Source organism: Agrobacterium sp. NPDC090273 (assembly GCF_044772305.1).
In the GTDB taxonomy this organism is placed as follows: domain Bacteria; phylum Pseudomonadota; class Alphaproteobacteria; order Rhizobiales; family Rhizobiaceae; genus Agrobacterium.
On record NZ_JBIVYN010000002.1, the window covers coordinates 73,905 to 94,782 of the forward strand.

At 56.8% G+C, this 20,878-nt stretch carries 19 protein-coding genes; 5 read left to right on the forward strand and 14 right to left on the reverse strand.

Features of this window, described 5'->3' with window-relative positions:
* Nucleotides 1–16: 16 nt before the first annotated feature.
* The 4 genes from ACIQT8_RS06745 to ACIQT8_RS06760 are packed head-to-tail and all read left to right on the forward strand — an operon-like array spanning nucleotide 17 to nucleotide 3,609.
* Nucleotides 17–1,078 (forward strand): ABC transporter permease, encoded by a 1,062-nt coding sequence (locus ACIQT8_RS06745; RefSeq protein ID WP_400964499.1) that lies wholly within the window; start codon nucleotides 17–19, stop codon nucleotides 1,076–1,078.
* 5 nt (nucleotides 1,079–1,083) lie between these two features.
* Nucleotides 1,084–1,998 carry a nickel transporter permease gene (nikC, locus tag ACIQT8_RS06750; RefSeq protein WP_262528120.1) on the forward strand — a complete coding sequence of 305 codons (915 nt, stop codon included), beginning with the start codon at nucleotides 1,084–1,086 and terminating at the stop codon, nucleotides 1,996–1,998.
* The gene (locus ACIQT8_RS06755; RefSeq protein WP_400964500.1) at nucleotides 1,991–2,842 is read left to right on the forward strand and encodes an ABC transporter ATP-binding protein; all 852 of its coding nucleotides are present in this window, start codon (nucleotides 1,991–1,993) and stop codon (nucleotides 2,840–2,842) included. Before nikC ends, ACIQT8_RS06755 begins: the two co-directional genes overlap by 8 nt.
* 5 nt (nucleotides 2,843–2,847) lie before the next feature.
* The gene (locus ACIQT8_RS06760; RefSeq protein ID WP_210271325.1) at nucleotides 2,848–3,609 is read left to right on the forward strand and encodes an ABC transporter ATP-binding protein; all 762 of its coding nucleotides are present in this window, start codon (nucleotides 2,848–2,850) and stop codon (nucleotides 3,607–3,609) included.
* A gap of 144 nt (nucleotides 3,610–3,753) precedes the next feature.
* On the opposite strand, the gene ACIQT8_RS06765 is transcribed toward ACIQT8_RS06760, so the two are convergent.
* The 6 genes from ACIQT8_RS06765 to ACIQT8_RS06790 form a co-directional block, all read right to left on the reverse strand.
* On the reverse strand, nucleotides 3,754–4,830 hold the full coding sequence (locus ACIQT8_RS06765; RefSeq protein WP_400964501.1) for an ABC transporter ATP-binding protein: 1,077 nt from the start codon (nucleotides 4,828–4,830) through the stop codon (nucleotides 3,754–3,756).
* The gene (locus ACIQT8_RS06770; protein ID WP_262528117.1) at nucleotides 4,827–5,654 is read right to left on the reverse strand and encodes a carbohydrate ABC transporter permease; all 828 of its coding nucleotides are present in this window, start codon (nucleotides 5,652–5,654) and stop codon (nucleotides 4,827–4,829) included. Before ACIQT8_RS06770 ends, ACIQT8_RS06765 begins: the two co-directional genes overlap by 4 nt.
* Nucleotides 5,651–6,553, reverse strand: a complete 903-nt coding sequence (locus ACIQT8_RS06775) for a carbohydrate ABC transporter permease (RefSeq protein ID WP_400964502.1) — start codon at nucleotides 6,551–6,553, stop codon at nucleotides 5,651–5,653. The genes ACIQT8_RS06770 and ACIQT8_RS06775 overlap by 4 nt, the downstream gene beginning before the upstream one ends.
* A gap of 112 nt (nucleotides 6,554–6,665) precedes the next feature.
* Nucleotides 6,666–7,898 (reverse strand): sugar ABC transporter substrate-binding protein, encoded by a 1,233-nt coding sequence (locus tag ACIQT8_RS06780; protein WP_138795828.1) that lies wholly within the window; start codon nucleotides 7,896–7,898, stop codon nucleotides 6,666–6,668.
* A 92-nt stretch (nucleotides 7,899–7,990) separates the two neighbouring features.
* Complete coding sequence (locus tag ACIQT8_RS06785; protein ID WP_400964503.1) at nucleotides 7,991–8,896, reverse strand: sugar phosphate isomerase/epimerase family protein; 906 nt, start codon at nucleotides 8,894–8,896, stop codon at nucleotides 7,991–7,993.
* A 12-nt stretch (nucleotides 8,897–8,908) separates the two neighbouring features.
* Nucleotides 8,909–9,943, reverse strand: a complete 1,035-nt coding sequence (locus ACIQT8_RS06790; protein WP_400964504.1) for a Gfo/Idh/MocA family protein — start codon at nucleotides 9,941–9,943, stop codon at nucleotides 8,909–8,911.
* A 129-nt stretch (nucleotides 9,944–10,072) separates the two neighbouring features.
* Between ACIQT8_RS06790 and ACIQT8_RS06795 the strand changes: the two genes are divergently transcribed.
* The gene (locus tag ACIQT8_RS06795; protein ID WP_138795900.1) at nucleotides 10,073–11,086 is read left to right on the forward strand and encodes a LacI family DNA-binding transcriptional regulator; all 1,014 of its coding nucleotides are present in this window, start codon (nucleotides 10,073–10,075) and stop codon (nucleotides 11,084–11,086) included.
* 88 nt (nucleotides 11,087–11,174) lie between these two features.
* On the opposite strand, the gene ACIQT8_RS06800 is transcribed toward ACIQT8_RS06795, so the two are convergent.
* From ACIQT8_RS06800 to ACIQT8_RS06835, 8 genes are all read right to left on the reverse strand, one after another.
* Entirely contained in the window at nucleotides 11,175–12,371 is a 1,197-nt protein-coding gene (locus ACIQT8_RS06800; RefSeq protein WP_400964505.1) for an amidohydrolase family protein, read from the reverse strand.
* A gap of 40 nt (nucleotides 12,372–12,411) precedes the next feature.
* Nucleotides 12,412–13,392 (reverse strand): ABC transporter ATP-binding protein, encoded by a 981-nt coding sequence (locus tag ACIQT8_RS06805; protein WP_400964506.1) that lies wholly within the window; start codon nucleotides 13,390–13,392, stop codon nucleotides 12,412–12,414.
* Nucleotides 13,389–14,390 carry an ABC transporter ATP-binding protein gene (locus ACIQT8_RS06810; RefSeq protein WP_400964507.1) on the reverse strand — a complete coding sequence of 334 codons (1,002 nt, stop codon included), beginning with the start codon at nucleotides 14,388–14,390 and terminating at the stop codon, nucleotides 13,389–13,391. The genes ACIQT8_RS06805 and ACIQT8_RS06810 overlap by 4 nt, the downstream gene beginning before the upstream one ends.
* Nucleotides 14,387–15,892: an amidohydrolase family protein gene (locus ACIQT8_RS06815; protein ID WP_400964508.1), complete on the reverse strand. Its 1,506-nt coding sequence runs from the start codon at nucleotides 15,890–15,892 to the stop codon at nucleotides 14,387–14,389. The genes ACIQT8_RS06810 and ACIQT8_RS06815 overlap by 4 nt, the downstream gene beginning before the upstream one ends.
* Entirely contained in the window at nucleotides 15,889–17,082 is a 1,194-nt protein-coding gene (locus ACIQT8_RS06820) for an amidohydrolase family protein (protein WP_400964509.1), read from the reverse strand. Before ACIQT8_RS06820 ends, ACIQT8_RS06815 begins: the two co-directional genes overlap by 4 nt.
* Nucleotides 17,083–17,091: 9 nt before the next feature.
* Nucleotides 17,092–18,048: an ABC transporter permease gene (locus ACIQT8_RS06825; protein WP_400964510.1), complete on the reverse strand. Its 957-nt coding sequence runs from the start codon at nucleotides 18,046–18,048 to the stop codon at nucleotides 17,092–17,094.
* Between the two features lie 11 nt (nucleotides 18,049–18,059).
* Nucleotides 18,060–19,025 (reverse strand): ABC transporter permease, encoded by a 966-nt coding sequence (locus ACIQT8_RS06830; protein ID WP_138795819.1) that lies wholly within the window; start codon nucleotides 19,023–19,025, stop codon nucleotides 18,060–18,062.
* Nucleotides 19,026–19,106: 81 nt separating this feature from the next.
* A complete protein-coding gene (locus ACIQT8_RS06835; RefSeq protein WP_178340646.1) occupies nucleotides 19,107–20,660 on the reverse strand; it encodes an ABC transporter substrate-binding protein in 1,554 nt (517 codons plus the stop codon).
* Nucleotides 20,661–20,878 lie beyond the last annotated feature (218 nt).

Below are 20,878 nucleotides of genomic sequence, written 5' to 3' on the forward strand. Positions count from 1 at the left end.
GCCAAGGACAAGTAACTTGACCTCCTCCCAAGCGACTACCGTTAGCAGCCCGAACAGCAGCAAATTGCTGTCCGGGTTGCGAAAGATTGCGACTTCCATCGCCGTCATCCTGACAACCCTGCTCGGCCTTCTGGTTATCACCTTCGCGATTGGCCGCCTTGTTCCTGCGGACCCTGTTATAGCTGCCATTGGCGATCAGGCCGATCAGGCCACATACGAACGTGTCTACAAGGAAATGGGCCTGGACCGGCCACTCTACGTCCAGTTCGGCGCCTATCTGAACGACGTCGTACATCTGGAATTCGGACAGTCTCACATCACCAAAAACCCGGTTGCAAGCGATCTGGCCCGTGTCTTTCCGGCGACCATCGAGCTCGCGACTCTGGCAACCTTGATTGGCGCCGGTTTCGGTGTCCCGCTCGGGGTTATTTCCGCAGTTCGTAAGGGAACGTGGGTTGACCATCTTGGCCGTTTCGTCGGTCTGCTCGGCTACTCGACACCAATTTTCTGGCTCGGAACCATCGTGATCCTTGTGTTTTATGCGAAATTCGGCCTCATCCCGGGAGGTGGGCGTATCGACATCTATAATGAAGGGTTGGTCGAGGGGCCGACCGGATCGATCCTACTGGACTCCATTCTCGCCGGTGAATGGCAGGTGTTCTGGAGCGCGCTTCATCACGTCATCGCCCCTGCCCTGATCCTTGGCTATGCGGCCATGGCCTATCTCAGCCGCATGAGCCGCAGCTTCATGCTTGAACAGCTGCGCCAGGAATATGTCCTTACGGCGCGCGCAAAGGGTCTCAGTCAGCGTTCGGTCGTCTGGCGTCACGCCTTTCGCAATATTCGTGTCCAATTGCTGACAGTTGTGGCGCTTGCCTATTGCGGCCTACTTGATGGCACGGTGTTGATCGAAACGGTGTTCGCCTGGCCGGGTCTCGGTCAATATCTGACTTCCGCGCTGTTCTTTGCCGACATGAATGCCGTACTCGGCAGTGTGCTGCTGATCGGCATCATTTCCATCGCGATCAATCTCCTTTCGGACATTGTTTATCGCTTCATCGATCCGAGAACACGGTGAACGCCATGACAAAATCTGGCTCCCTTGCCACCCTCCATAACTGGCTCATAAATGAGGATTTCACCTCAACACGTCAGGCCAGACTGCACGGCGTCTATGTCGCCTGGCTGAACCTTCTGGCTAACCCTTTAGCATTCTGCGGTTTTCTTGTCGTACTCGGCCTCGTGATCGTGGCCGCCTTCGCACCGCTTATTGCCACACACGATCCCTATGCACAGGATCTGGCAATTGCGTTGAAACCGATATCCGCCCAGCACTGGTTCGGAACGGATGAGTTCGGTCGCGATGTGTTCTCGCGCTTGGTCTATGGCTCACGCACGACGCTCTACATCAGTATCCTCGTCACCGTCGTCGTTGCACCGATCGGTTTCATCATTGGCGCCACGGCCGGCTATCTCGGTGGTTGGGTCGATGTCGTCCTGATGCGAGTGACCGACATTTTCCTTTCCTTCCCCAGTCTCGTCTTGGCGCTGGCCTTCTCCGCCAGTCTTGGTCCGGGAATTGAGAACGCAGTTATTGCTATCGCCCTGACCGTCTGGCCACCGATTGCGCGTCTCGCGCGCGCCGAAACCTTGACGTTCCGCAATGCTGACTTCGTTGTCGCGGCAGAACTGCAGGGAGCGGGCATGTGGCGCATTCTGTTTCGCCATATCGTTCCGCTCTGCGCTCCGTCGATCATCGTTCGCCTGACGCTCAACATGTCGAGCATCATTCTGACAGCGGCAGGTCTGGGCTTCCTCGGGCTCGGCGCACAGCCGCCCATGGCCGAATGGGGGGCGATGGCAGCATCCGGCCGTCAGTATCTTCTCGATGCCTGGTGGCTGACGACGATCCCGGGCCTCGCAATCTTGACCGTCAGCCTTGCTTTCAACCTGTTGGGCGATGGCCTGCGCGACATTCTGGATCCCCGAAATGGCTAACGCTTCTGATCTTATCCTGTCCGTGAAGAATATGTCGGTGGAATTCCCAACCCTGTCCGGCTCGGTGACCGCCGTCCGCAACGTCTCATTCGACGTCGGGCGGGAAAAAGTCGGCATCATCGGAGAGTCCGGTTCGGGCAAGAGCACCACCGGCCGCGCCATTATGGGTCTCCAGCCTCCCAAAGCGCGAGTGCTTGCAAATCACATGAGGTTCGAGGATGTCGATCTTCTGAAGACGACGGAAAAAGAGATGCTGGCCATTCGCGGCAAGCGTATCTCCATGATCCTGCAGGACCCGAAATATTCGCTCAATCCGGTCATGACCATTGGCGACCAGATTGCCGAAACCGTCATCCTCCACGAACGCAAGTCCCGCAAGGAAGCCCGCGAACGCACCCTGGCCATGCTGGAACGTGTTCGTATCCGAGATCCGCAGCGGGTCTATAATCTCTATCCGCACGAGGTTTCCGGTGGCATGGGGCAGCGCATCATGATCTCAATGATGTTGATCGCCTCCCCGTCGCTGATTATTGCCGACGAACCCACATCCGCGCTCGACGTCACGGTGCGTCAGCAGGTTCTGTCGATCCTCGACGAACTGGTCATCGAGCGAAATATCGGCCTGATCTTCATCTCTCATGATCTCAATCTCGTTCGCAGTTTCTGCGATCGGGTCCTCATCATGTATGCTGGGCGTATCGTCGAAACCATTGCGGCAAAAGATCTGCACAATGCTCAGCACCCCTATACACGCGGACTGCTCAATGCATTGCCGAGCCTTGATCATCCCCACGACCGACTGGAAGTGCTGCGTCGTGATCCGGCGTGGCTGGAGAACAACTGATGTCCATGATCAACATCGAACATCTGGCCGTATCCTACGGCAAGGGCCACCAACAAGTCCGCGTAGTCAACGACGTGTCGTTTTCCGTCGCCAAGGGGGAGGCCTTTGGGCTTGTCGGCGAAAGCGGCTGCGGCAAGTCAACCATTCTGGGTGCTCTTGCCGGCCGCAACAAACAATGGACCGGACGTATTGAAATCGACGGCGAAGCGATCGGCCAACAGCGCTCGCGTGACCAGCTCGCCAAACAGCAGATGGTGTTTCAGGACCCCTTCGGATCGATCCATCCGCGGCATACCATCGGTCGGACGTTGCTCGAACCACTCGAAATTCATGGCAAGGATCAGCGGCAGCAGCGAATTGAGAAGGCGCTTCGTGATGTAGGCCTACCTCTGAATTTCCGCTACCGATACCCGCACCAGCTTTCCGGTGGTCAGCGCCAGCGCGTGGCAATCGCCCGTGCCTTGATCCTCGAGCCCCGCATCCTGCTCCTCGATGAGCCGACCTCGGCACTCGACGTCTCCATTCAGGCAGAAATCCTCAATCTGCTCAAGGATCTGCGCGAACGTGAAGCTCTGACCTACATCCTCGTCAGCCACGACCTTGCCGTCGTTGCCCATCTTTGCGACCGGGTCGCAGTCATGCAGGATGGCGGCTTTGTTGAGGTCGCAACCAAACGCCAGTTGCTTGAGGGAACGGTCACCCATCCATACACCCGGGTCCTGATGGATGGCAGCCGCGGTTACGTCACTGCAAATCAGCGAGCCTAGCGCAGGCACGAACGTTTGCGCCCACGAGACCGAGGCGTGACGACACCTCTTTCTCGAACAACTTTGAACGCTCATAACCAATGGCCGACACGGATATCCTCCGCGTCGGCCATTTTGCATTTCACGAGAAATCGCACAGTGCGTTTAGCCGGCGTCAATTCGCTGTTCTGTTTTTGCGTCGAAGAGGTGGATGTTCTGTTGCTCGAAGGTGAGCCTAACGGTCTTGTCGGAACCGAGTGATGATCTGCCATTCATGACCACGACGATCTCTGGCGTTGTTGCCGTCGTCACATATGTCATCGCACCCGTGGACTCGATTGCGGCAACGGGAACATCAAATCCAGGTTTATCCGCCGCAACCACGACAAGATGCTCCGGCCGGATGCCGACAAGCAATTCCTGATCCGACGGCAAGGGCTGACCAACTTCTATGACCTGGGGGCCGGCTAGATCGAGGATCAGGGATTTTCCGTCCGACGAAGAGCGACCCTGAATAAAATTCATAGCTGGAGAACCAATAAAGCCCGCAACGAAGCGATTGGCCGGCCGGTCGTAAAGATCAAGCGGTCGGCCCTGCTGTTCGATGATACCACTGCGCATGACAACCACGTGGTCGGCCATCGTCATCGCCTCAACCTGATCATGCGTAACGTAGACGGATGTCGCGCCGAGTCTGTCGTGAAGAGCCCTGATTTCCTTGCGCATGTGGACACGCAAGGCAGCATCCAGATTGGAAAGCGGCTCATCGAAAAGGAAAGCCTTGGGATGGCGAATGATCGCCCGGCTCATTGCCACACGCTGACGCTGACCGCCCGAAAGCTCTCGTGGATAGCGATGAAGAAGGTTTGTGAGGCCGGTGATGGCAGCCACCTCCTCCGCCGCCTTCTTGGCTTCCGCCTTTTTGACACCCTTGATCTTCAGGCTGTAGGTCAGGTTCTGCTCCACCGTCATATGCGGGTAGAGCGCGTAAGACTGAAAAACCATCGCAAGGTCGCGTTTTCGCGGCGGGACACCGTTCATCCGCTCGCCGGCGATGACCAGATCGCCGCTTGAGATGGTTTCAAGCCCGGCCAGAGAACGCAGAAGCGTTGACTTTCCACATCCCGATGGCCCGACAAGAGCAACGAAGGCGCCTTTCTTGATCGAAAGGTCGATATCCCTGAGGGCGTGATAGGCTCCGTAATATTTGTTGACGCCGGTAAGTTCAATTTGATGGGTCATTTAAGAGCTCCCGATGTAAGGCCGGAGACGATGCGCCGCTGCAAGAGCACGAAGATCGCAAGGATAGGCGTCACATACATTGTGGCGTAGGCCATGATGTTGTTCCATTCGCTGGTGTTCGGTCCCATGAAAGAGTTGAGACCGACACTTGCAGGCTGCAGGCTGACGTCCTGGATCATCGACTTGGAATAGACGAACTCACCAAAGGCCTGCATGAAGATGAGGATCGCACTGACCAGAATGCCGTTGCGGGCAAGCGGCAGGACGATATTGAAAAACGCGCCGATGCGAGAGTTGCCGTCAACCAGCGCCGCTTCCTCCAGCTCCATTGGCACGGCCATGAATGTCGCCCTGACAAGAACCACAAAGAACGGCATGCTTTTCGCGGCAATCGCCAGGATGACGGCAAGACGCGGATAATCGAGCAGCCCTACCTGCGTAAAACCAACGAAGATTGGCGTCACCATCAGTGAGGCTGGCAGAACCTGCAACATGAGGATCAGAAAAAGGCCGGCATCGATCCAGACGTTCCGATAGCGCGCCAGCACATAGGCACAGCCAGTCCCAAGAAGGGTGATCAGCGCGACCGATCCAAAGGCGATAACCGTGGAATTCCACAGGTAACGCCCCATGTTGCGACTTTCCCAGACATAGCCGAATGTTCCCCACTGTGCCGAAGAGGGCCAGAAGCTGGGAGGGTTAGCAAACATCTCGGAGCCGCTCTTGATGGCCGTGATGTACATCCAGTAGAGGGGGAACAGGTAGATCGCCGCCATGACAAGGGCGATCGCCAGCATCAGACGGTTACGGGAAGTTTCACTCATCCGCGCACCTCATGTCGTGTCGAGCGCACATAAACCGCAGCAGCAAACATCACGAACACTGTCATGATGACCGAAATCGTCGCACCCCTGCCGAAGTCATACTGGCGGAAAGACAGATCCCAGGCCCAATATTGCGCAACGTTGGAAGAATTGTTCGGTCCACCGTCGGTGATTGCGGCGAACAGATCGAATTGCTGAAGGGTAAAGATCAAGCCGAGTGAGACGATCGCGCCGATGGTCGAACGCATCATGGGCAATGTTATTGTCCAGAATCTCTGCCATGCATTGGCGCCGTCCATTTCGGCTGCCTCGTAGAGGTCGCCGGGAATGGCGGAAAGACCGACTGACAGCAAGATCATATTGAAAGATGTTCCAAGCCAGATGTTGGCGATAACGACAGCCCAAAGCGAGAAGTTGGGATCAGAGCGCCAGAAGATATTGCCGTCGATCAAGCCGCTTTCACGCAGGAAGAAATTCAGGACGCCAAAGTCACCGGACAATATCCAGTTCCAGATAGCCCCGACAACGAGGCCAGGCATCACCCAGGATACGAGAAACAGTCCACGCAGCCAGCTGGAGCCGGGAAAGCTCGTCCAGAAGAACAGTGCGAGACCGAAACCGATGATGAACTGCCCCGCAATCGACCCAACCACGAAGATCAGCGTATTGGTGAGGATCGGCAGCGTTTCAGGTTGCTGAAAGAGGGCAACGTAATTGTCAAAACCGACAAATGGCCGGATGAAGCTGCCGAGGCTAAACATATCAACCTCTTGAAAGCTCATCAGAATATTATAGATCAAGGGCAGTCCAGCCAGCGCGAACAGGAAGGCGAAGGGCACCCCGACAAGCATCATGTCGAAGCCGCGGCCGTCGCTGATACTGGAGAGTAGTCGTCTCATCAAAACCTCTTTTCATCGTTCGAAACCACCCGGCACCGTAGTGCCGGGCAGTTCCGGCCGGGAGGAAACGATATTGCTGGCTCGCGCAGATAAGCGCGTGCCATCAACCAGATCAGCCTTCGATCGACTTGATCTTCTCGGCGGCCTGATCAAGTGCAGCCTTGGGCTCCATCTGACCTGTCAGCGCTGCCTGAATGGCATCCTGAATGGCCTTGGAAATCTTCGGCCACTCCGGAGACGGACCGCGGGGCTGGGCATATTTGAGCTGCTCGATAAAGGTCGCGAGGGCCGCATCTTTCAGGGCATTGCCTGTCGGGGGCACGGGGAGATCGGCACGTGCCGGAAGCTGGCCGAAGTCCTTGTACATTGTCGCATCCTTCGATGCGAAGAACTCCAGTGCCTTGAAGGCTTCGTCAGGATGCTTGGTCTTCGAGAAGATCGCCCAGTTGTAATCACCCATCGCAGACGAGCGTTGTGCGCCCTCCTGCGGAACCGGAAGCAGGGCAGTTCCCCACTGGAATTTCGCATCGCTCAGCATGCGGTCGATTTCCCATGGACCGGAAATGGCCATGGCGGCGTTGCCGGCATTGAAGGTTGCCGTCGAATCCCACTGACTGCGCGTCAGTGTATCGGGTGACGTCAGCTTCTCATCGAGGATCTGCTTCCAGATTGTCAAAGCGCGGACAGCACCTTCGCTGTTGATTGCCTTGTAAGTCGCGCCACCCATCTGCGCCCATGGCAGAAACTGGAACGTCCCCTCCTCATTGGCCTTTGCAGAGAATGTGATGCCGTAGACATTCTTCGAGGGATCATTCAGCTTTCGCGCAGCGTCGACAAGCTCGTCCCATGTCTGCGGCGCTTTTTCAGGATCAAGCCCCGCTGCCTTGAACAGGTCCTTGTTGTAGTAAAGTGCAATCGTATTGGTTGCCTTCGGGACGCCGTAATATTTGTCATCCCATGTCGCTGACTTCAAAGGTCCGGGGAAATAATTCTCCGGCTTGATGACAGACGATCCTTTGATCTTGTCGGTCAAGTCGAGGAACGCGCCGCGCGAAGCGAACATCGCATGGTTGGGATTATCGATGGCGATGATATCCGGTGCCTTGCCGGTCGAATAGGCACGCATTGCCTCACTGACCACATCATCGAACTGGATCTGGCGATATTCGATCTTGATGCCGTTGTTCTGGGCGTTGAACTCCTTGATCAGGTTCGGCGCCGGCTGGATGTCTCGGTCGAGCGACCACAACGTCAACGTCACGTCTTCCGCTTTCACCTGGAAACCGACAAGTGAGGCACATGTCATGGCCAGTGCAAAGGCGATTGAATGCTTTCTGATACCCATTGTTTCTCCTCCTTCAGGGTTATCTTCACGTCACCTCGCCGATTGCCAGCCTCCCCCGGCAATCGGCATATTGCTGCTATGGTCTGCAGATATCAGGTCGGGTCGACAACGAAGTTGCCGCCCCGCGCCTGCTTCAGATGATTAAGCGCATGAACCTGACCCGTCATTTCCAGTGCATCGCGGTAAACGGGGTCATGCCAGCCTTCGATATCGATGGAACCGGACCAGCCGGCGAGGCGCAGTTCGGAAATAATGTCGGTCCAGTTGCTGTCGCCGAACCCGGGCGTACGCATGAAAACAAACGGATGTTTTCCGAAAACACCGTGCTCGCGAATGACGTCCCAGCGGATTGTCGCGTCCTTGCCGTGAACGTGGAAAATCTTGTGCGCCCATTTGCGGATCTGCGGCAGCGGATCGATCAGGTAAACCATCTGATGGCAGGGTTCCCACTCGAGACCGATGTTGTCGTCGGGCGTCTCGTTGAAAATCAGTTCCCAGGCATCCGGATTATGAGCAATGTTCCAGTCACCGGTCGTCCAATTGCCATCCATGGCGCAATTTTCAAAGGCGATCTTGATCCCCTTATCGGCCGCACGCTTGGCAAGTTCGCTCCAGATTTCACGGTAGCGCGGCAAGCTTTCCGGCAGTGGTTTGTTACGAATGCGACCGGTGAAACCTGCAACGCAGGTGGCGCCGAAGTGATGGGCATTGTCGATGCAATCCTTCCAGCCCTGCAGGGTCTGCAGATCGATATCTGTCTGTTCAAGCGGATTGCCGAACATGCCGATCGTCGAGATCGTGATATCCCTGTCGCCGATCGCCTCAACGCAACGCTTGCCCAGTTCGGCAATGTCCTGACCATTTGTTGTCTGCCAGAAAAACGGCTCGAAACTCTCGAAACCCATGTCGGCAATTTGCGATATGCGCTGTGCGGCCTGCCCCTTGGTCGCACTGACCATGGTACCGACGCGGATGGAATTGCTGTTCTTTTCACTCATCACTCTGTCTTCCTATGCTGCAAGATCGACGGACCGGCCCGACCGGGCGCTTTCAATGGCGCCAAACACCATGGCGAGGCTCTTGATGTTGTCCTGCCCGGCTGTCTCAGGCGTTTGGCCAGTGCGGATCGCCGTCAGGAAATCCGAAATAACACTGGCGTGGCCATGGGTTTCTTCCTCACGCAGCGGCGGCGGCACCTCGACCGACGTAAACCCGCGCAACAAACCACCCTCGGAACCCGCAACGGAAGCCTTGAAGGTGTCTTCTCCGTCCCAGGTCAACATTCCCTTGGTACCGACAATGCGCCAAGCACTCTCCCAACTTGTGCGTTCACCTTCGGCGCACCAAGAGCCGCGATAAGTAAAAACGACATCATCCGAAAGCCGGAACACGGCATTGGCCGATGCGCCGTGCGCATACCATGAGCCACGCGGATTGGTTTCCAGGCAATAGACTGAAAGTGGTGTCTTTCCAGAGACATAACGGGCAGCATCGAAGGTGTGGATGGCCATGTCGAGAAGCAGAACATTGTCCATCTGTTCACGGAAGCCACCGAAATGCGGGCCGATGAAGAAGTCGCAGTGAATAGCGGTTACATCCCCGATGGCACCACTTTCAACGAAGCGGCGCATACGGCGCACGCCCGAAATGAAGCGGCGGTTCTGGACGACGGAATGAACCTTTCCAGCCTCGCGGGCAGCGCGGATCAGATCGGCAGCTTCCTCCATCGAGTTGGACATGGGTTTTTCACTCAGCACATGGCAACCGTGACCAAGTGCTGTCTTGACGACCGCGTGTCGCGCAACGGGAATGACCACATCAAAAACGATGTCGGCCTTCGTCTCCTCCAGCACCGCACGCAGGTCCGTTCCAATCACGGCCTGTCCCAAGTCAAACTCGCTGGCGAGTGCCTTGGCGGTATCCGAATTGAGGTCAACGAGACCGACCACCTTGAGTGTGGCCTTCAGATCCGGAGTGGATTGAACCGCACGAAGCCAGCCTTTTGCCATGGCTCCGCAGCCACACAATACGACGTTGTATGTCAAGATTATCCTCCCATGTGACGCCCGGTCTTCGCCCTCCAGCGATCTCCGTAAACGTTTACGGTAACTATGGACATGTCCGACATTTTGTCAATACTGTTTCCAGAACCGATGATGACGATGGATGAGAGCATGAAGGGCATTCGCCAACTGGCCGAACATTTGGACATATCGATAGGGACGGTTTCACGCGCCTTGAACGGCAAGGCGGATGTCAATCCACAGACGCGTCAGCGTGTGCTGGAGGCGGCGGAAAAGCTGGGATATGTCGCAAATCAGTCAGGCCGATCGCTTCGCAAAGGCTCGACCGGAGTGATTGGTTTCATGATGCAGACCGGGCCGGAGATCACCGGTCAGGGCGATACGTTCTTCATGAGCGTCTTCGATGGTGTCCAGACGGTCCTTGCCCGCCATAATCTTGATCTTGTCGCGCTGCTCTGCTCGTCGTCAGAAGATCCGGACGCCTATTTGCAACGTACTGTCGCGCGTGGCTTTGCCGACGCGATCATCCTGTCTGCAACGCGTCGCAACGATGCCCGTTTTGAGCTGCTTGACCGTCACAAGATCCCTTTCATTGCCCTTGGACGAAGCCTCACCGATGTCGGGCAGCCCTGGATCGATCTCGATTTCGAGGGAATGGCGGAAACTGCGATGGAGCGCCTTATCCGCGCGGGGCATACGGACATAGGAATCGTCTGGCCGCACGGCGACCTGAACCTCGGATACATTTTTGTCGAGCGATGCCGTGCTGTCCTGGCACGTCATGGCTTGCGGCTGAGTGATGACCACATCTTTCGAGCCAAACCCAACGAGGCTGGAGGCTATGCCGTCGCGCAGGAAATTGCCGCCTGCGCTCAGCGGCCATCTGCCATCACGCTGGTCAATGAAACCCTCGTGACGGGGCTATACAAAGGTCTGGAAGAATCGGGAGTGCGACCAGGCAAGGATATCGCCATCGTCGGACGTCACAGTCCGCATACACAGTTCCTGTCGCCCGCTCTGACGGGATTCGGCCTTTCCCTGCATGATCTCGGAATTAGCCTGGCTGAAAATCTTTTGTCCGTTATGCCGGCCTATCAAGGGATTTACCCGTCCACGCAGCACAAGGTCTGGCCAATGACCTTGATCGAAGGCGCAAGTGGCTGAATTCATGACGAATAGCCTGTAACGGGCTAATTCCGCGCCTGAACCATTGCCAGACTGCCCTGTTGAGCAGTCTGGAAGATTGAGTAGCTTACTGTTTGAGGACCTTCCCACCGTCCGCGACCAGACGTCCCTCTTTGAACACGCGACGATTTCCGGGGAAACCGACAACCGCTTCGGGCACATGCTCTGCTTTGATTGCCACGAAATCGGCCTTTGCGCCGGCTTCGATACCATAACCTTCGAGCCTCAAAGCCTTGGCCCCTGCAGTCGTGACGATGTCAAAAGCGGCCTCCAAATCCGCATCCGTAAAGAAACCGGAGCGGTAACCGATGATTTCTGCCCGACGCAGCATATCGCCGTCGCCGTAAGGCCACCAGGAATCGCGAATATTGTCACTACCGCTAAAGACGTTGACACCTTCGCTACGCAGCAGCGCCACCGGCGGGAAGCTGTGGTGGCCGGGTGCATTTGTCATGATGGAAATACCACTTCTGGCAATCTTCGCGGCAATCTTTCGCGCTGCATCTGGAGGCAGATCCCCCAGACCGTAGGCATGGCTGATTGCCACATGCCCCTGCATACCGAGTGCTTCGGTGCGGGCACAAATCTCCTCGATCGTAAAAGCGCCCATGCTTCCACCTTCATGGAGGTGAATGTCGGCATCAACGCCACGCTTTTCAGCGATGGCAAAGACAACATCGAGATGAGCTTTGACATCTCTGTCGAAACTGGCAGGGTCAAGACCACCAATCAGATCAGCACCCATGCCGATTGCCTCATCGAGAAGCTCCGGCGTTCCAGGGCTTTTCAGGATGCCGCTCTGGGGAAAGGCCACCAACTGGATATCGATCAGATCCCTGTATTGCTCTTTGACAGCAAGGATTGTCTCAAGCGATTTCAGACCGACTGAACCGTCGACCATCACATGGCTGCGCATCTGAAGCGTACCGTGGGAAATGCACAATTCGAGTTGATTGATGGCCCGTGTTGCCATCGGTTCAGCCTTTGCCATGTTTTCGGCCTGAAAGGCGACCCGCTCATGTACGTCAAACCCGTTGGTGCAGGGGCGATGTGGGACCCATTTCCCACCATAAAAGCTCGTGTCGAGGTGAATGTGCCCTTCAACAAAACCTGGAACCAGGAGATCACCAGCGATGTCGACGACAGCTTGGCCGTTCGATTGTGGCTGCGCCGGTTGAACTGCAACGATCCGGCCATTGTCGACATGGATATCGTGCAGTTCTCTGTTCGCAAGTCTTGCGTTGGTGAAAATCGTTGTTGTCATGATCGAGTGTTTCCTCTGATTTTTATCATTCGAGCAGCGGTCAGATTGCCGAGGCGAAGTGACAGGCCACGTTTCCGCCGCCGTCCCTTGCTCGAACCTCCGGAGCCGTTTGGCTGCACAGGTCAGTGGCCATTGGACAGCGTGGATGAAATGCACAACCCTTGGGCGGATTGAGTGGGCTTGGCGGCTCCCCACACATCAGTTCGCGGTCGCGGTTGGGTGCGGTGACATCGGGAATGGTCTGCAGTAGCAGCTTCGTGTAGGGATGCTGCGGATTGGCGAAAAGTGCTTCCGTTTCTGCTTCCTCGACAATCCTTCCAAGATACATCACCGCGATGCGGTCTGCCATGTGTCGCACGACCGCCAGATTGTGGCTGATAAACAGGTAGGTCAGACCAAATTCATCCTGCAGGCGCCGCATCAGATTGAGGGTCTGCGCCTGAACGGAAACGTCGAGCGCAGAGGTTGGCTCATCGCAGACGAGGAACTCCGGTTCACTGGCAAGCGCCCTGGCAATCGAAATGCGCTGTCTCTGACCACCCGAGAACTCATGCGGGTAACGGTTTGCATCGTCCGGAGACAGACCAACCGTGCGCAGAAGTTCGGCAACCCGCGCAGAGATAGCATCGACGCCTTCCCTTAGGCCGAATTCACGGATTGGCTCGGCGATAATGTCTCCCACACGCCAGCGCGGATTAAGGCTCGCATGTGGGTCCTGAAAGATCATCTGGGCTTCCATCGGCCTGCCGCGGCTGCGGCCCTTCTGCGCTGGCGCAAAAAGGATCGCGCCTTCACTTGGCGGATAAAGGCCGGTCACAAGCCGGGCAACGGTCGATTTTCCGCAGCCGGACTCGCCGACAAGCGCCAGACATTTTCCCTTTTCTACGACGAACGTGACGTCCTGTACGGCCCTGAGGTAACGTTTAGGCTTCCGGTCGAGGACGCGATTGAGCCAAGGTGCGGAAACGTCGAAGACACGCGTGAGCTGATCGACCTCCAATGCATTGCTTGCACTTCTCATTGCACACCTCCATCGTGAACCAGACAGGCAACACCGCCCTGCCCTTCCGTGACCATTGCCGGTCGCACCTGTCGACAACGCGATCCCGCCTCAAGGCAGCGTGGATTGAAAGCGCAACCGGTTGGAATGGCATTCAATCGAGGCATCGCCCCGTCGATCTGGGCAAGGCGTTCGACGCGCGCTCCAAGTGCCGGGATCGATCCCATCAGGCCACGGGTATAAGGATGCTTGGGACGGCTCAGAACTTCATCCACCGGACCAATCTCAATCACCCGCCCGGCATACATGACCGCAACGCGATCTGCTGTTTCGGCGATGACACCCATGTCGTGCGTTACGAGCATCACACCGGTGCCATGGTCACGGCAAAGCCGGCGCAAGAGCGAGGTAATCTGCGCCTGGATGGAGACATCAAGCGCAGTGGTTGGCTCATCGGCTATGATCAGCTTTGGGTTGCCAGCGAGCGCCAGTGCAATCACCACACGCTGACGCATGCCGCCGGAAAACTGATGCGGAAAATGGTCGATACGCTCTTCCGCACCGGGGATGCCCACCTGTTTGAGCAGATCGACAGCGTGGCTACGGGCTTCACTTCGGTTACGATCCGAATGCAGGCGGATCGTCTCGACCAGCTGTTGCCCCACAGAAAACAACGGGTTGAGGGAGGTAAGCGGGTCCTGAAACACGGCACCAACCATGCGGCCGCGAACTTCCTCCATCTCCAGATCGCTGAGATTGTCGGTGCGTTGCCCGGCAATCCGGATCTCTCCTGCACAGATCCGTCCAGGCGGCTCCAGAAGGCCAAGTACGGCCATTCCCGTCATGGATTTCCCAGCTCCGGATTCGCCGACAACACCCAGGATTTCTCCGCGACGGATGGTGAGGGAGACATCTGTCAAGGCTTGGAGATTGCCGCTTCGGGTTGGGAATTCGACCGAAAGCCCCCTGACATCAAGCGCAAGAATATCGGAGGCGGCGGAATGCTCGGCTATAGTCATCTGGTGACCTCACTCTTCGAACCATGCAGCGGATAACTCGGGGGGAAGATGTCCGAGACGGTCGGATGCTCAAAGGTTCTTTCCGGGTAACGTTCAACAAGCGCGTCAAATTGCACCTGAGCCTGGCCACGCGCGGCCGCGAGATCGATGCCCGCAACCTGTCCGTCTCGCATCGACAGACGACCATCCACGATCGTTGCACGGGTCACGCGACCAGTTGCGCCATAAACCAGCGTCTGGACCGGATCTATGCGCGGCGCGACCATCCCGTCTGCCATATCAAAAACAGCGATGTCGGCCTTTGTTCCGGGTGCAAGGCGTCCAAGATCGTTGCGCCCCAGGGCTTTTGCACCCGCAACTGTCGCGGCATCGTAGAATTCCGCGGCAGACGCGGCGTTTCCACGGCTCTCAGTGATGCGATTTGCCATCAGCCCGATCGCCATGTTCAACACCATGTCGGGCGGCGCCGTATCGGTCCCCATGCCGATATTGATGCCCAAAGCCTTCACCCGGGAAAAGGATTTCAGCGATGAGCCATGTCGGGCCGACACCAGCGGACAATGCGCTATCGTCACGCCGTTGGAAGCATAGCGGGCGAGATCATCATCAGTCGCGACCGTCGCGTGTGGCGCGATCAATCTTGGGGAAAGAAGGCCAAGCCCATCAAGCCATTCCGGAGCCGTCTTGCCGTGCAGGCGGCGCACGGTCTGCAGTTCCATTTCGCCCTGCGCCATATGAAGGCGAACCGGCAGATCCATGTCATTGGCATGCAGGAAGGTCTGTCGCAGCAGCGCCTCCGTGCAGGTCTCAACGCGGTCCGGCGCAAACATCCCGGAAATCAACCCGCCGGCCGCACCATGAATTCTCCCGGCGAATGATGCGGCCTCAGCGAGCTCGGCAAGCCCCCGCTCCTCGTCGAAAACGGGCTGCATCGCACCTGTTTTATCAAGGATCACCCCACCACTTCGATAAGCAGGACCGAGCCAGACGCGCAGCCCCAGCTCTTCCGCCGCAATCGCGGCGGCCTCAAACTCCGCAACGGTTTCGCCCCAGGCACGATAAAAGAGGGAGGCAATTGGCAAAGCCGAGGTAATGCCGTTCAAAAGTAGTTGCGCAAAGGCGTAACGCTTCTGAAACGCGAGTTCCTCCGCCGAGTACATTTCGTAAGCCTGCGCGGCATAATCGGCTGGCCAAACCCGGCCCTTTTTCCAGCTCGGCTGGTTGTCCATGCCCAGCACGGTCGTATCGAGATCGGACAACGCATCGAGATCGACGAAACCGGGGCCAACCAGCATATCGCCCATGTCATAACAGGCAGAGAGTTCACCTTCGAACTGACTGCCGACCCAGATGATCCGATCGTCCTCGATAACGACCTCGCCGTTTTCGATCAGGCGGCGGCCCTGCGGCAGATCCGCGATGACAAAACGCGCTTTGAGAGCCCAACGACCGGGAGGTCGTGCGCCAAGTGGAAGCCTGGACCAGCTTTGAAGATTGCTCATGGGCGCACTTTCAGGCTTTTGCCGTCCCGTGCGACCACGTTGCCAGCAGCCACGACGAGCTTACGGAGCTGATGGGTTACAATCGCCTCACCGACCGTTTCCCCTTCAACAATTACGACATCGCCACGGCCACCGATCATAAGTGAATGATCTGCGCGATCCATCGCCATCGCACCGCCAGTGGTGCAGACGTCAAGTGCCATCGCCAATTCGTCATCGCGGCGCAGATTGTTCTTCATTCCGAGCAACATGGAGCGTTCAAGCATGTCGCCGTTCCCATAGGGGCCCCAGGTATCGCGGAACCCGTCAACGCCGGCGCCGAAACGAACCCCAGCCGCACGCAGACGCTTCAGTGACGGTACTTCACGCGAGGGCGGAGCGGTCGTGAGGATTGGAACATCCAACTCCGCACAGGTATCGATCAATCCCTGCGTCATGTTCCAGTCAGAGTGACCAAGGCAGAAGGCATGGCTGACAGCCACCTTGCCCTGCATGCCAAGTGCCCTGATACGCTCGAAGGTCATTTCCATCGAAAACGCACCGAGTTCACCGCCTTCGTGCAGATGGATGTCGATGCCCTTGCCGTATTTTTCCGCAAGCCCGAAGATCACATCGAGATGGGCCTTCGGATCACGATCCATTCCACACGGGTCAAGCCCGCCGACGAGATCGGCGCCCATGGCCATTGCCTTGTCGAGAAGCTCTACCGTACCGGGCCGACGCATCAGTCCTGACTGCGGGAAGGCAACGATTTCGATTTCAACCACACCGGCCAGTTGGCGGCGTGTTTCCATTACACCTTCCAGCGCAACCAGCCCTTGATCGGTGTCGATATCGACGTGGGTGCGAATGAGCGTGGTGCCATAGCCGACCGATTGCAGCGATTGCCGCATGGACTGGATATGCGCATCAAGGCCATATTCCTTTTTCACTGCGCGTTCATTGTCGATTTTGTCGATCAGACGCGGGCCGACCTCGTTTTTGTACCAGGGGTATCCCAGCAGCGACTTGTCGAGATGGGTGTGAGCATCCACGAGGCCGGGAATGGCGACGCGGCCACCGGCATCCTCGACTGTAACGTTATCTGCGACCAAACCGGATTCGATCGCAACGATGCGACCGTTCCTGATGAGGATGTCGGCGGCAGCGCCGCCCATCGGTCTGGTGTTTTGGATGAGAAGATCACTCATGGATATGCCTCAGCGCAGTTTGGGATTAAGGGCGTCACGAAGCCAGTCGCCCAGGACATTGATGGAAACGACCAGCAGGCAAAGCTGCAGACCAGGGAAAAGCACGATCCACCACTGGCCGGAAAAGAGATACTGGTTGCCAATGCGGATCAACGTGCCAAGCGAAGGTTGCTCGGGCGGCATGCCAACACCGAGGAAGGAGAGCGTCGCCTCGATCAGGATACCGAGGCCGAAATTCAAGGTCGCGGTCACCAGAAGCGGCGTGGTGGTGTTTGGCAGGATGTGCTTGAGAAGAATACGCCAAGTGGACACACGTATCAGCCGTGCGGCCTGCACATATTCCTTGTTGCGCTCAACCATGGTGAGAGCACGCACAGTACGGGCATATTGCACCCACGCCGACAGTGATATGGCAAGAACGATAACCGCCGAAGCTCCGATCTCACGCAAGGACGCTGGCAACGCCTGCCTTGCCAAAGCAGAGACGAGAATGGCGATCAGCATTGTTGGCATCGATAGCAGCACGTCGCCGGCGCGCATGAGAAGGCCGTCGACCCATTTGCCGTAATACCCGGCCACCAGACCGAAGGCCGCTCCGACGATGAGAGAAACCGCCACCGATGCCGCACCAATGACAATCGACGCACGAGATCCGTAAAGGATGGCAGACAGAAGGTCGCGACCTTGCGTATCCGTGCCGAGTAGGAAAGGCCATTGCCCATCTGCGTTCCAGATCGGCGGGATTTCCGCATTGAGCAGATCGAGCGAGGCAAGATCATAGGGGTTCTGCACAGTGATCCACGGCGCAAAGAAGGCGGAACAGATCAGAAGAATGAGGAGAATGGCAGCCACAACGGCCGATGGATGATGCCAAAAGCTCCACCACAGATCGGAATTGCGCAGACGCGAGAAGAGCGGTTTGCTTTGGCTGGTTGCCACTTTGGGGGCTGTGTCGGTCAAGCTCATGGGAACTCCGGTCACACGGCACGCAGACGTGGATCGATCACCGCATAAGCGATATCAACGACCGTGTTCAGCGTCACGAAAATGAAAGATACGATGCAGAGATACGCGGCCATGACGGGGATATCGACGAATGTCACGGCCTGCATGAACAACATTCCCATTCCCGGCCACTGGAAGACGGTTTCCGTCACCAGCGCAAAGGCAATCAGGTTGCCGATCTGCATGGCGGTCAGCGTCACAACCGGCATCAAACAGTTTTTCAGTGCATGACGGAACCACAACGCCCGCCGTCTGACGCCCCGGGCACGGGCAAATTTGATAAAGTCGGCACGCAGTGTCTCAAGCATTTCTGCACGGACAAGTCGCATGACGAGTGTGATCTGGAAGAGCGACAGTGACAGCGCGGGCAACACAAGGGCGGAACGGCCGGACGCGGTCAAAAGCCCGGTAGACCACCAGCCAAGCCTCACCACCTCTCCTCGCCCATAACCCGGCAACCAACCGAGGCTGACGGAGAAAACGAGGATGAGAATGATGCCAACAAAGAAACTTGGCAGCGACACACCGACAATAGACGAGAACTGAAGGCTTTCAGCCCACCAGCGTCCGCGCCCAATGGCCGTGAAGACGCCAAGCGGTATACCGATAACCAGCGACAAAATGGTTGCGATGATGACCAGTTCGAAGGTCGCTGGAAACCTTTCCGCAATCAGCGTGATAACGTTCTGCTGGTTGCGCCAGGAAAGTCCGAACTCCCCTTGCGCTGCATTGCCGACAAAGCGGGCATATTGAACGAGAAAACTCTCGTTCAACCCGAGCCGCGCGCGCAACTCGTCGCGTTCGACCTGGGTAGCACTTTCGTTGACCATCAACTCGACGGGGTCGCCAAGGAAACGGAAGATGAGGAAGGCGAAGAATGCAACGGTCAGCATCACGAGAATTGCGTTGCCGATACGTTTGACGAGAAAGGCGATCATGCGCGCAGCGTCCCCGAATGAAAAATGAGGAGGAATGCCCCATCGCCTGACTTGTTCAGGCGATGGGGACGACGCAGCGACTTACATCTGCACAAGCCACAAACGGGGCAGATTGTCGGAGAACAAGGGGAAATCCTTGACCTTCGCGCTTGTCGCCCATGCAAGCGGCTGCTGATGCAACGGGATCATGAGAGCATGATCCTTGGCGATCTTCAGTGACTCCGCCTCCATTGCCAGGCGCTTGGTCTGATCCATTTCAACGGCAGAGGCTTCCGTCACCTTGTCGAACTCCTTGTCGGACCATCCGCCCCAGTTGAAGATGCCGAAAGAGCCTTCTTTCGTATGCAGAACCTGCGATGTGAGGCTGTAGGTGTCGAGCATCGGCAATGTTGCCCAACCCAACGTGTAAACATCGACCTTGCCGGCAGAGCGCTTCGGTGTCTGGACCGCACGCGTTCCCTGATCCAGCTTCGGTTTCAGGCCAACGCGCGACCACATGGAAGCGACAGCCTGGCAGATCTGTTCTTCATTGACGAGGCTGTCAGCACAGTTGAATTCGAATTCGAAACCTTCCGCGCCGGCTTCCTTCAACAGCGCCTTCGCCTTTTCGGGGTCAGCCTTGACAGGCGTATCGAGTGCTGCGTCATAGCCGGGAATTTGCGGCGCGACCAATGCGCCGGCATTTCGGGACTTCCCACGCATCACCCGTTTCTGGATAAGATCGAGGTCGATAGCGAGCTGCATGGCCTGACGGACACGGAGATCCTTCATCGGGTTTGCCGCACCCGACAGCAGTTGGTCGCGCTGACTGAAACCAATCATCACGGTACGCAGATCAGTGCCTTCCAGGATCTTGACTTCGGGAGACGCTGCGAGCCTCGGCAAATCCTGAACTGGCGCCTGGTCGGTAAAGTCGATGTCGCCAGCAAGAAGAGCAGCAACCCGCGTCGCAGGTGAGGCAATCGGCGTCAGCTCAATGCGGTCGATATTGTGCTGAGGCTTGTCCCACCAGCCATCAAACTTGACGAAAACCGTCTTGGCATCTGGCTGCCGGCTCTCGACCTTGAATGGCCCTGTACCGTTTTCGTTATAGGTGGCGTAACCTTCCGTTCCCGAACCGACATCCGTTGGCGCTTCGGCGTTGTTATCCTTCAACCAGCCTGCATCGAAGATGTAGATCGTCGTCAGGTCATTCGGCAGAAGCGGATAGTTGGCAGAGACGTCAATCTCGATCGTATGATCATCGATGACGCGCGAACCTTTGTAAGCCGGAATATTGCCACGCAGTGGCGACTTGGGGTTGGACGCCCGCAGAAGCGACGCCTGTACGTCTTCGGCCGTAAAGTCAGCACCATTATGGAACTTAACGCCTTCGCGGAGCTTGAAACGCCATGTCGTCGGGGAAACGATTTCCCAGGACGTTGCAAGCGCTGGCTCGAGTTTGAGATCGCGATTGTAGCGCACCAGCCCCTCATAGGCATGGTTCAGAACACCCAGGGCGAAACTGTCACCGTAAGAATACGGATCAAGCGAGCTGATATCGCGTGACGCCCCCCATTTGAGCGTCCCAGCCATCACCGGCGCCGTGAAAGCAAGCAGGGCCGCACCTGTCGCCAGAATTTTCGATAATTGCATTATTTGTTCCCCTACGATTGCATGCAATATTTGTGACAAGGCAAAAACGTTGAACGGTCATCCAACGGAATGAACCCAGCGGGTGGCTTTTTGCGCCATTCTATGCGGATTGTTCAAAAGGCTAGATCAACAAGAATACAAAATCAATATGAAATTGCATGCAATTTATTTTATTGGATGTCGTACAATTTTTGTGCAATAGACTTGCAAAAGTGCAT

Coding starts and splice junctions, on each gene's coding strand:
- ACIQT8_RS06775 (WP_400964502.1), bottom strand. CDS start 6,553: ATGAGACGACTACTCTCCAGTATCAGCGACGGCCGCGGCTTCGACATG.
- ACIQT8_RS06820 (WP_400964509.1), bottom strand. CDS start 17,082: ATGAGTGATCTTCTCATCCAAAACACCAGACCGATGGGCGGCGCTGCC.
- ACIQT8_RS06765 (WP_400964501.1), bottom strand. CDS start 4,830: ATGACCCATCAAATTGAACTTACCGGCGTCAACAAATATTACGGAGCC.
- ACIQT8_RS06770 (WP_262528117.1), bottom strand. CDS start 5,654: ATGAGTGAAACTTCCCGTAACCGTCTGATGCTGGCGATCGCCCTTGTC.
- ACIQT8_RS06815 (WP_400964508.1), bottom strand. CDS start 15,892: ATGAGCAATCTTCAAAGCTGGTCCAGGCTTCCACTTGGCGCACGACCT.
- ACIQT8_RS06835 (WP_178340646.1), bottom strand. CDS start 20,660: ATGCAATTATCGAAAATTCTGGCGACAGGTGCGGCCCTGCTTGCTTTC.
- ACIQT8_RS06755 (WP_400964500.1), top strand. CDS start 1,991: ATGGCTAACGCTTCTGATCTTATCCTGTCCGTGAAGAATATGTCGGTG.
- ACIQT8_RS06760 (WP_210271325.1), top strand. CDS start 2,848: ATGATCAACATCGAACATCTGGCCGTATCCTACGGCAAGGGCCACCAA.
- nikC (WP_262528120.1), top strand. CDS start 1,084: ATGACAAAATCTGGCTCCCTTGCCACCCTCCATAACTGGCTCATAAAT.
- ACIQT8_RS06810 (WP_400964507.1), bottom strand. CDS start 14,390: ATGACTATAGCCGAGCATTCCGCCGCCTCCGATATTCTTGCGCTTGAT.
- ACIQT8_RS06825 (WP_400964510.1), bottom strand. CDS start 18,048: ATGAGCTTGACCGACACAGCCCCCAAAGTGGCAACCAGCCAAAGCAAA.
- ACIQT8_RS06830 (WP_138795819.1), bottom strand. CDS start 19,025: ATGATCGCCTTTCTCGTCAAACGTATCGGCAACGCAATTCTCGTGATG.
- ACIQT8_RS06780 (WP_138795828.1), bottom strand. CDS start 7,898: ATGGGTATCAGAAAGCATTCAATCGCCTTTGCACTGGCCATGACATGT.
- ACIQT8_RS06805 (WP_400964506.1), bottom strand. CDS start 13,392: ATGAGAAGTGCAAGCAATGCATTGGAGGTCGATCAGCTCACGCGTGTC.
- ACIQT8_RS06795 (WP_138795900.1), top strand. CDS start 10,073: ATGAAGGGCATTCGCCAACTGGCCGAACATTTGGACATATCGATAGGG.
- ACIQT8_RS06800 (WP_400964505.1), bottom strand. CDS start 12,371: ATGACAACAACGATTTTCACCAACGCAAGACTTGCGAACAGAGAACTG.
- ACIQT8_RS06785 (WP_400964503.1), bottom strand. CDS start 8,896: ATGAGTGAAAAGAACAGCAATTCCATCCGCGTCGGTACCATGGTCAGT.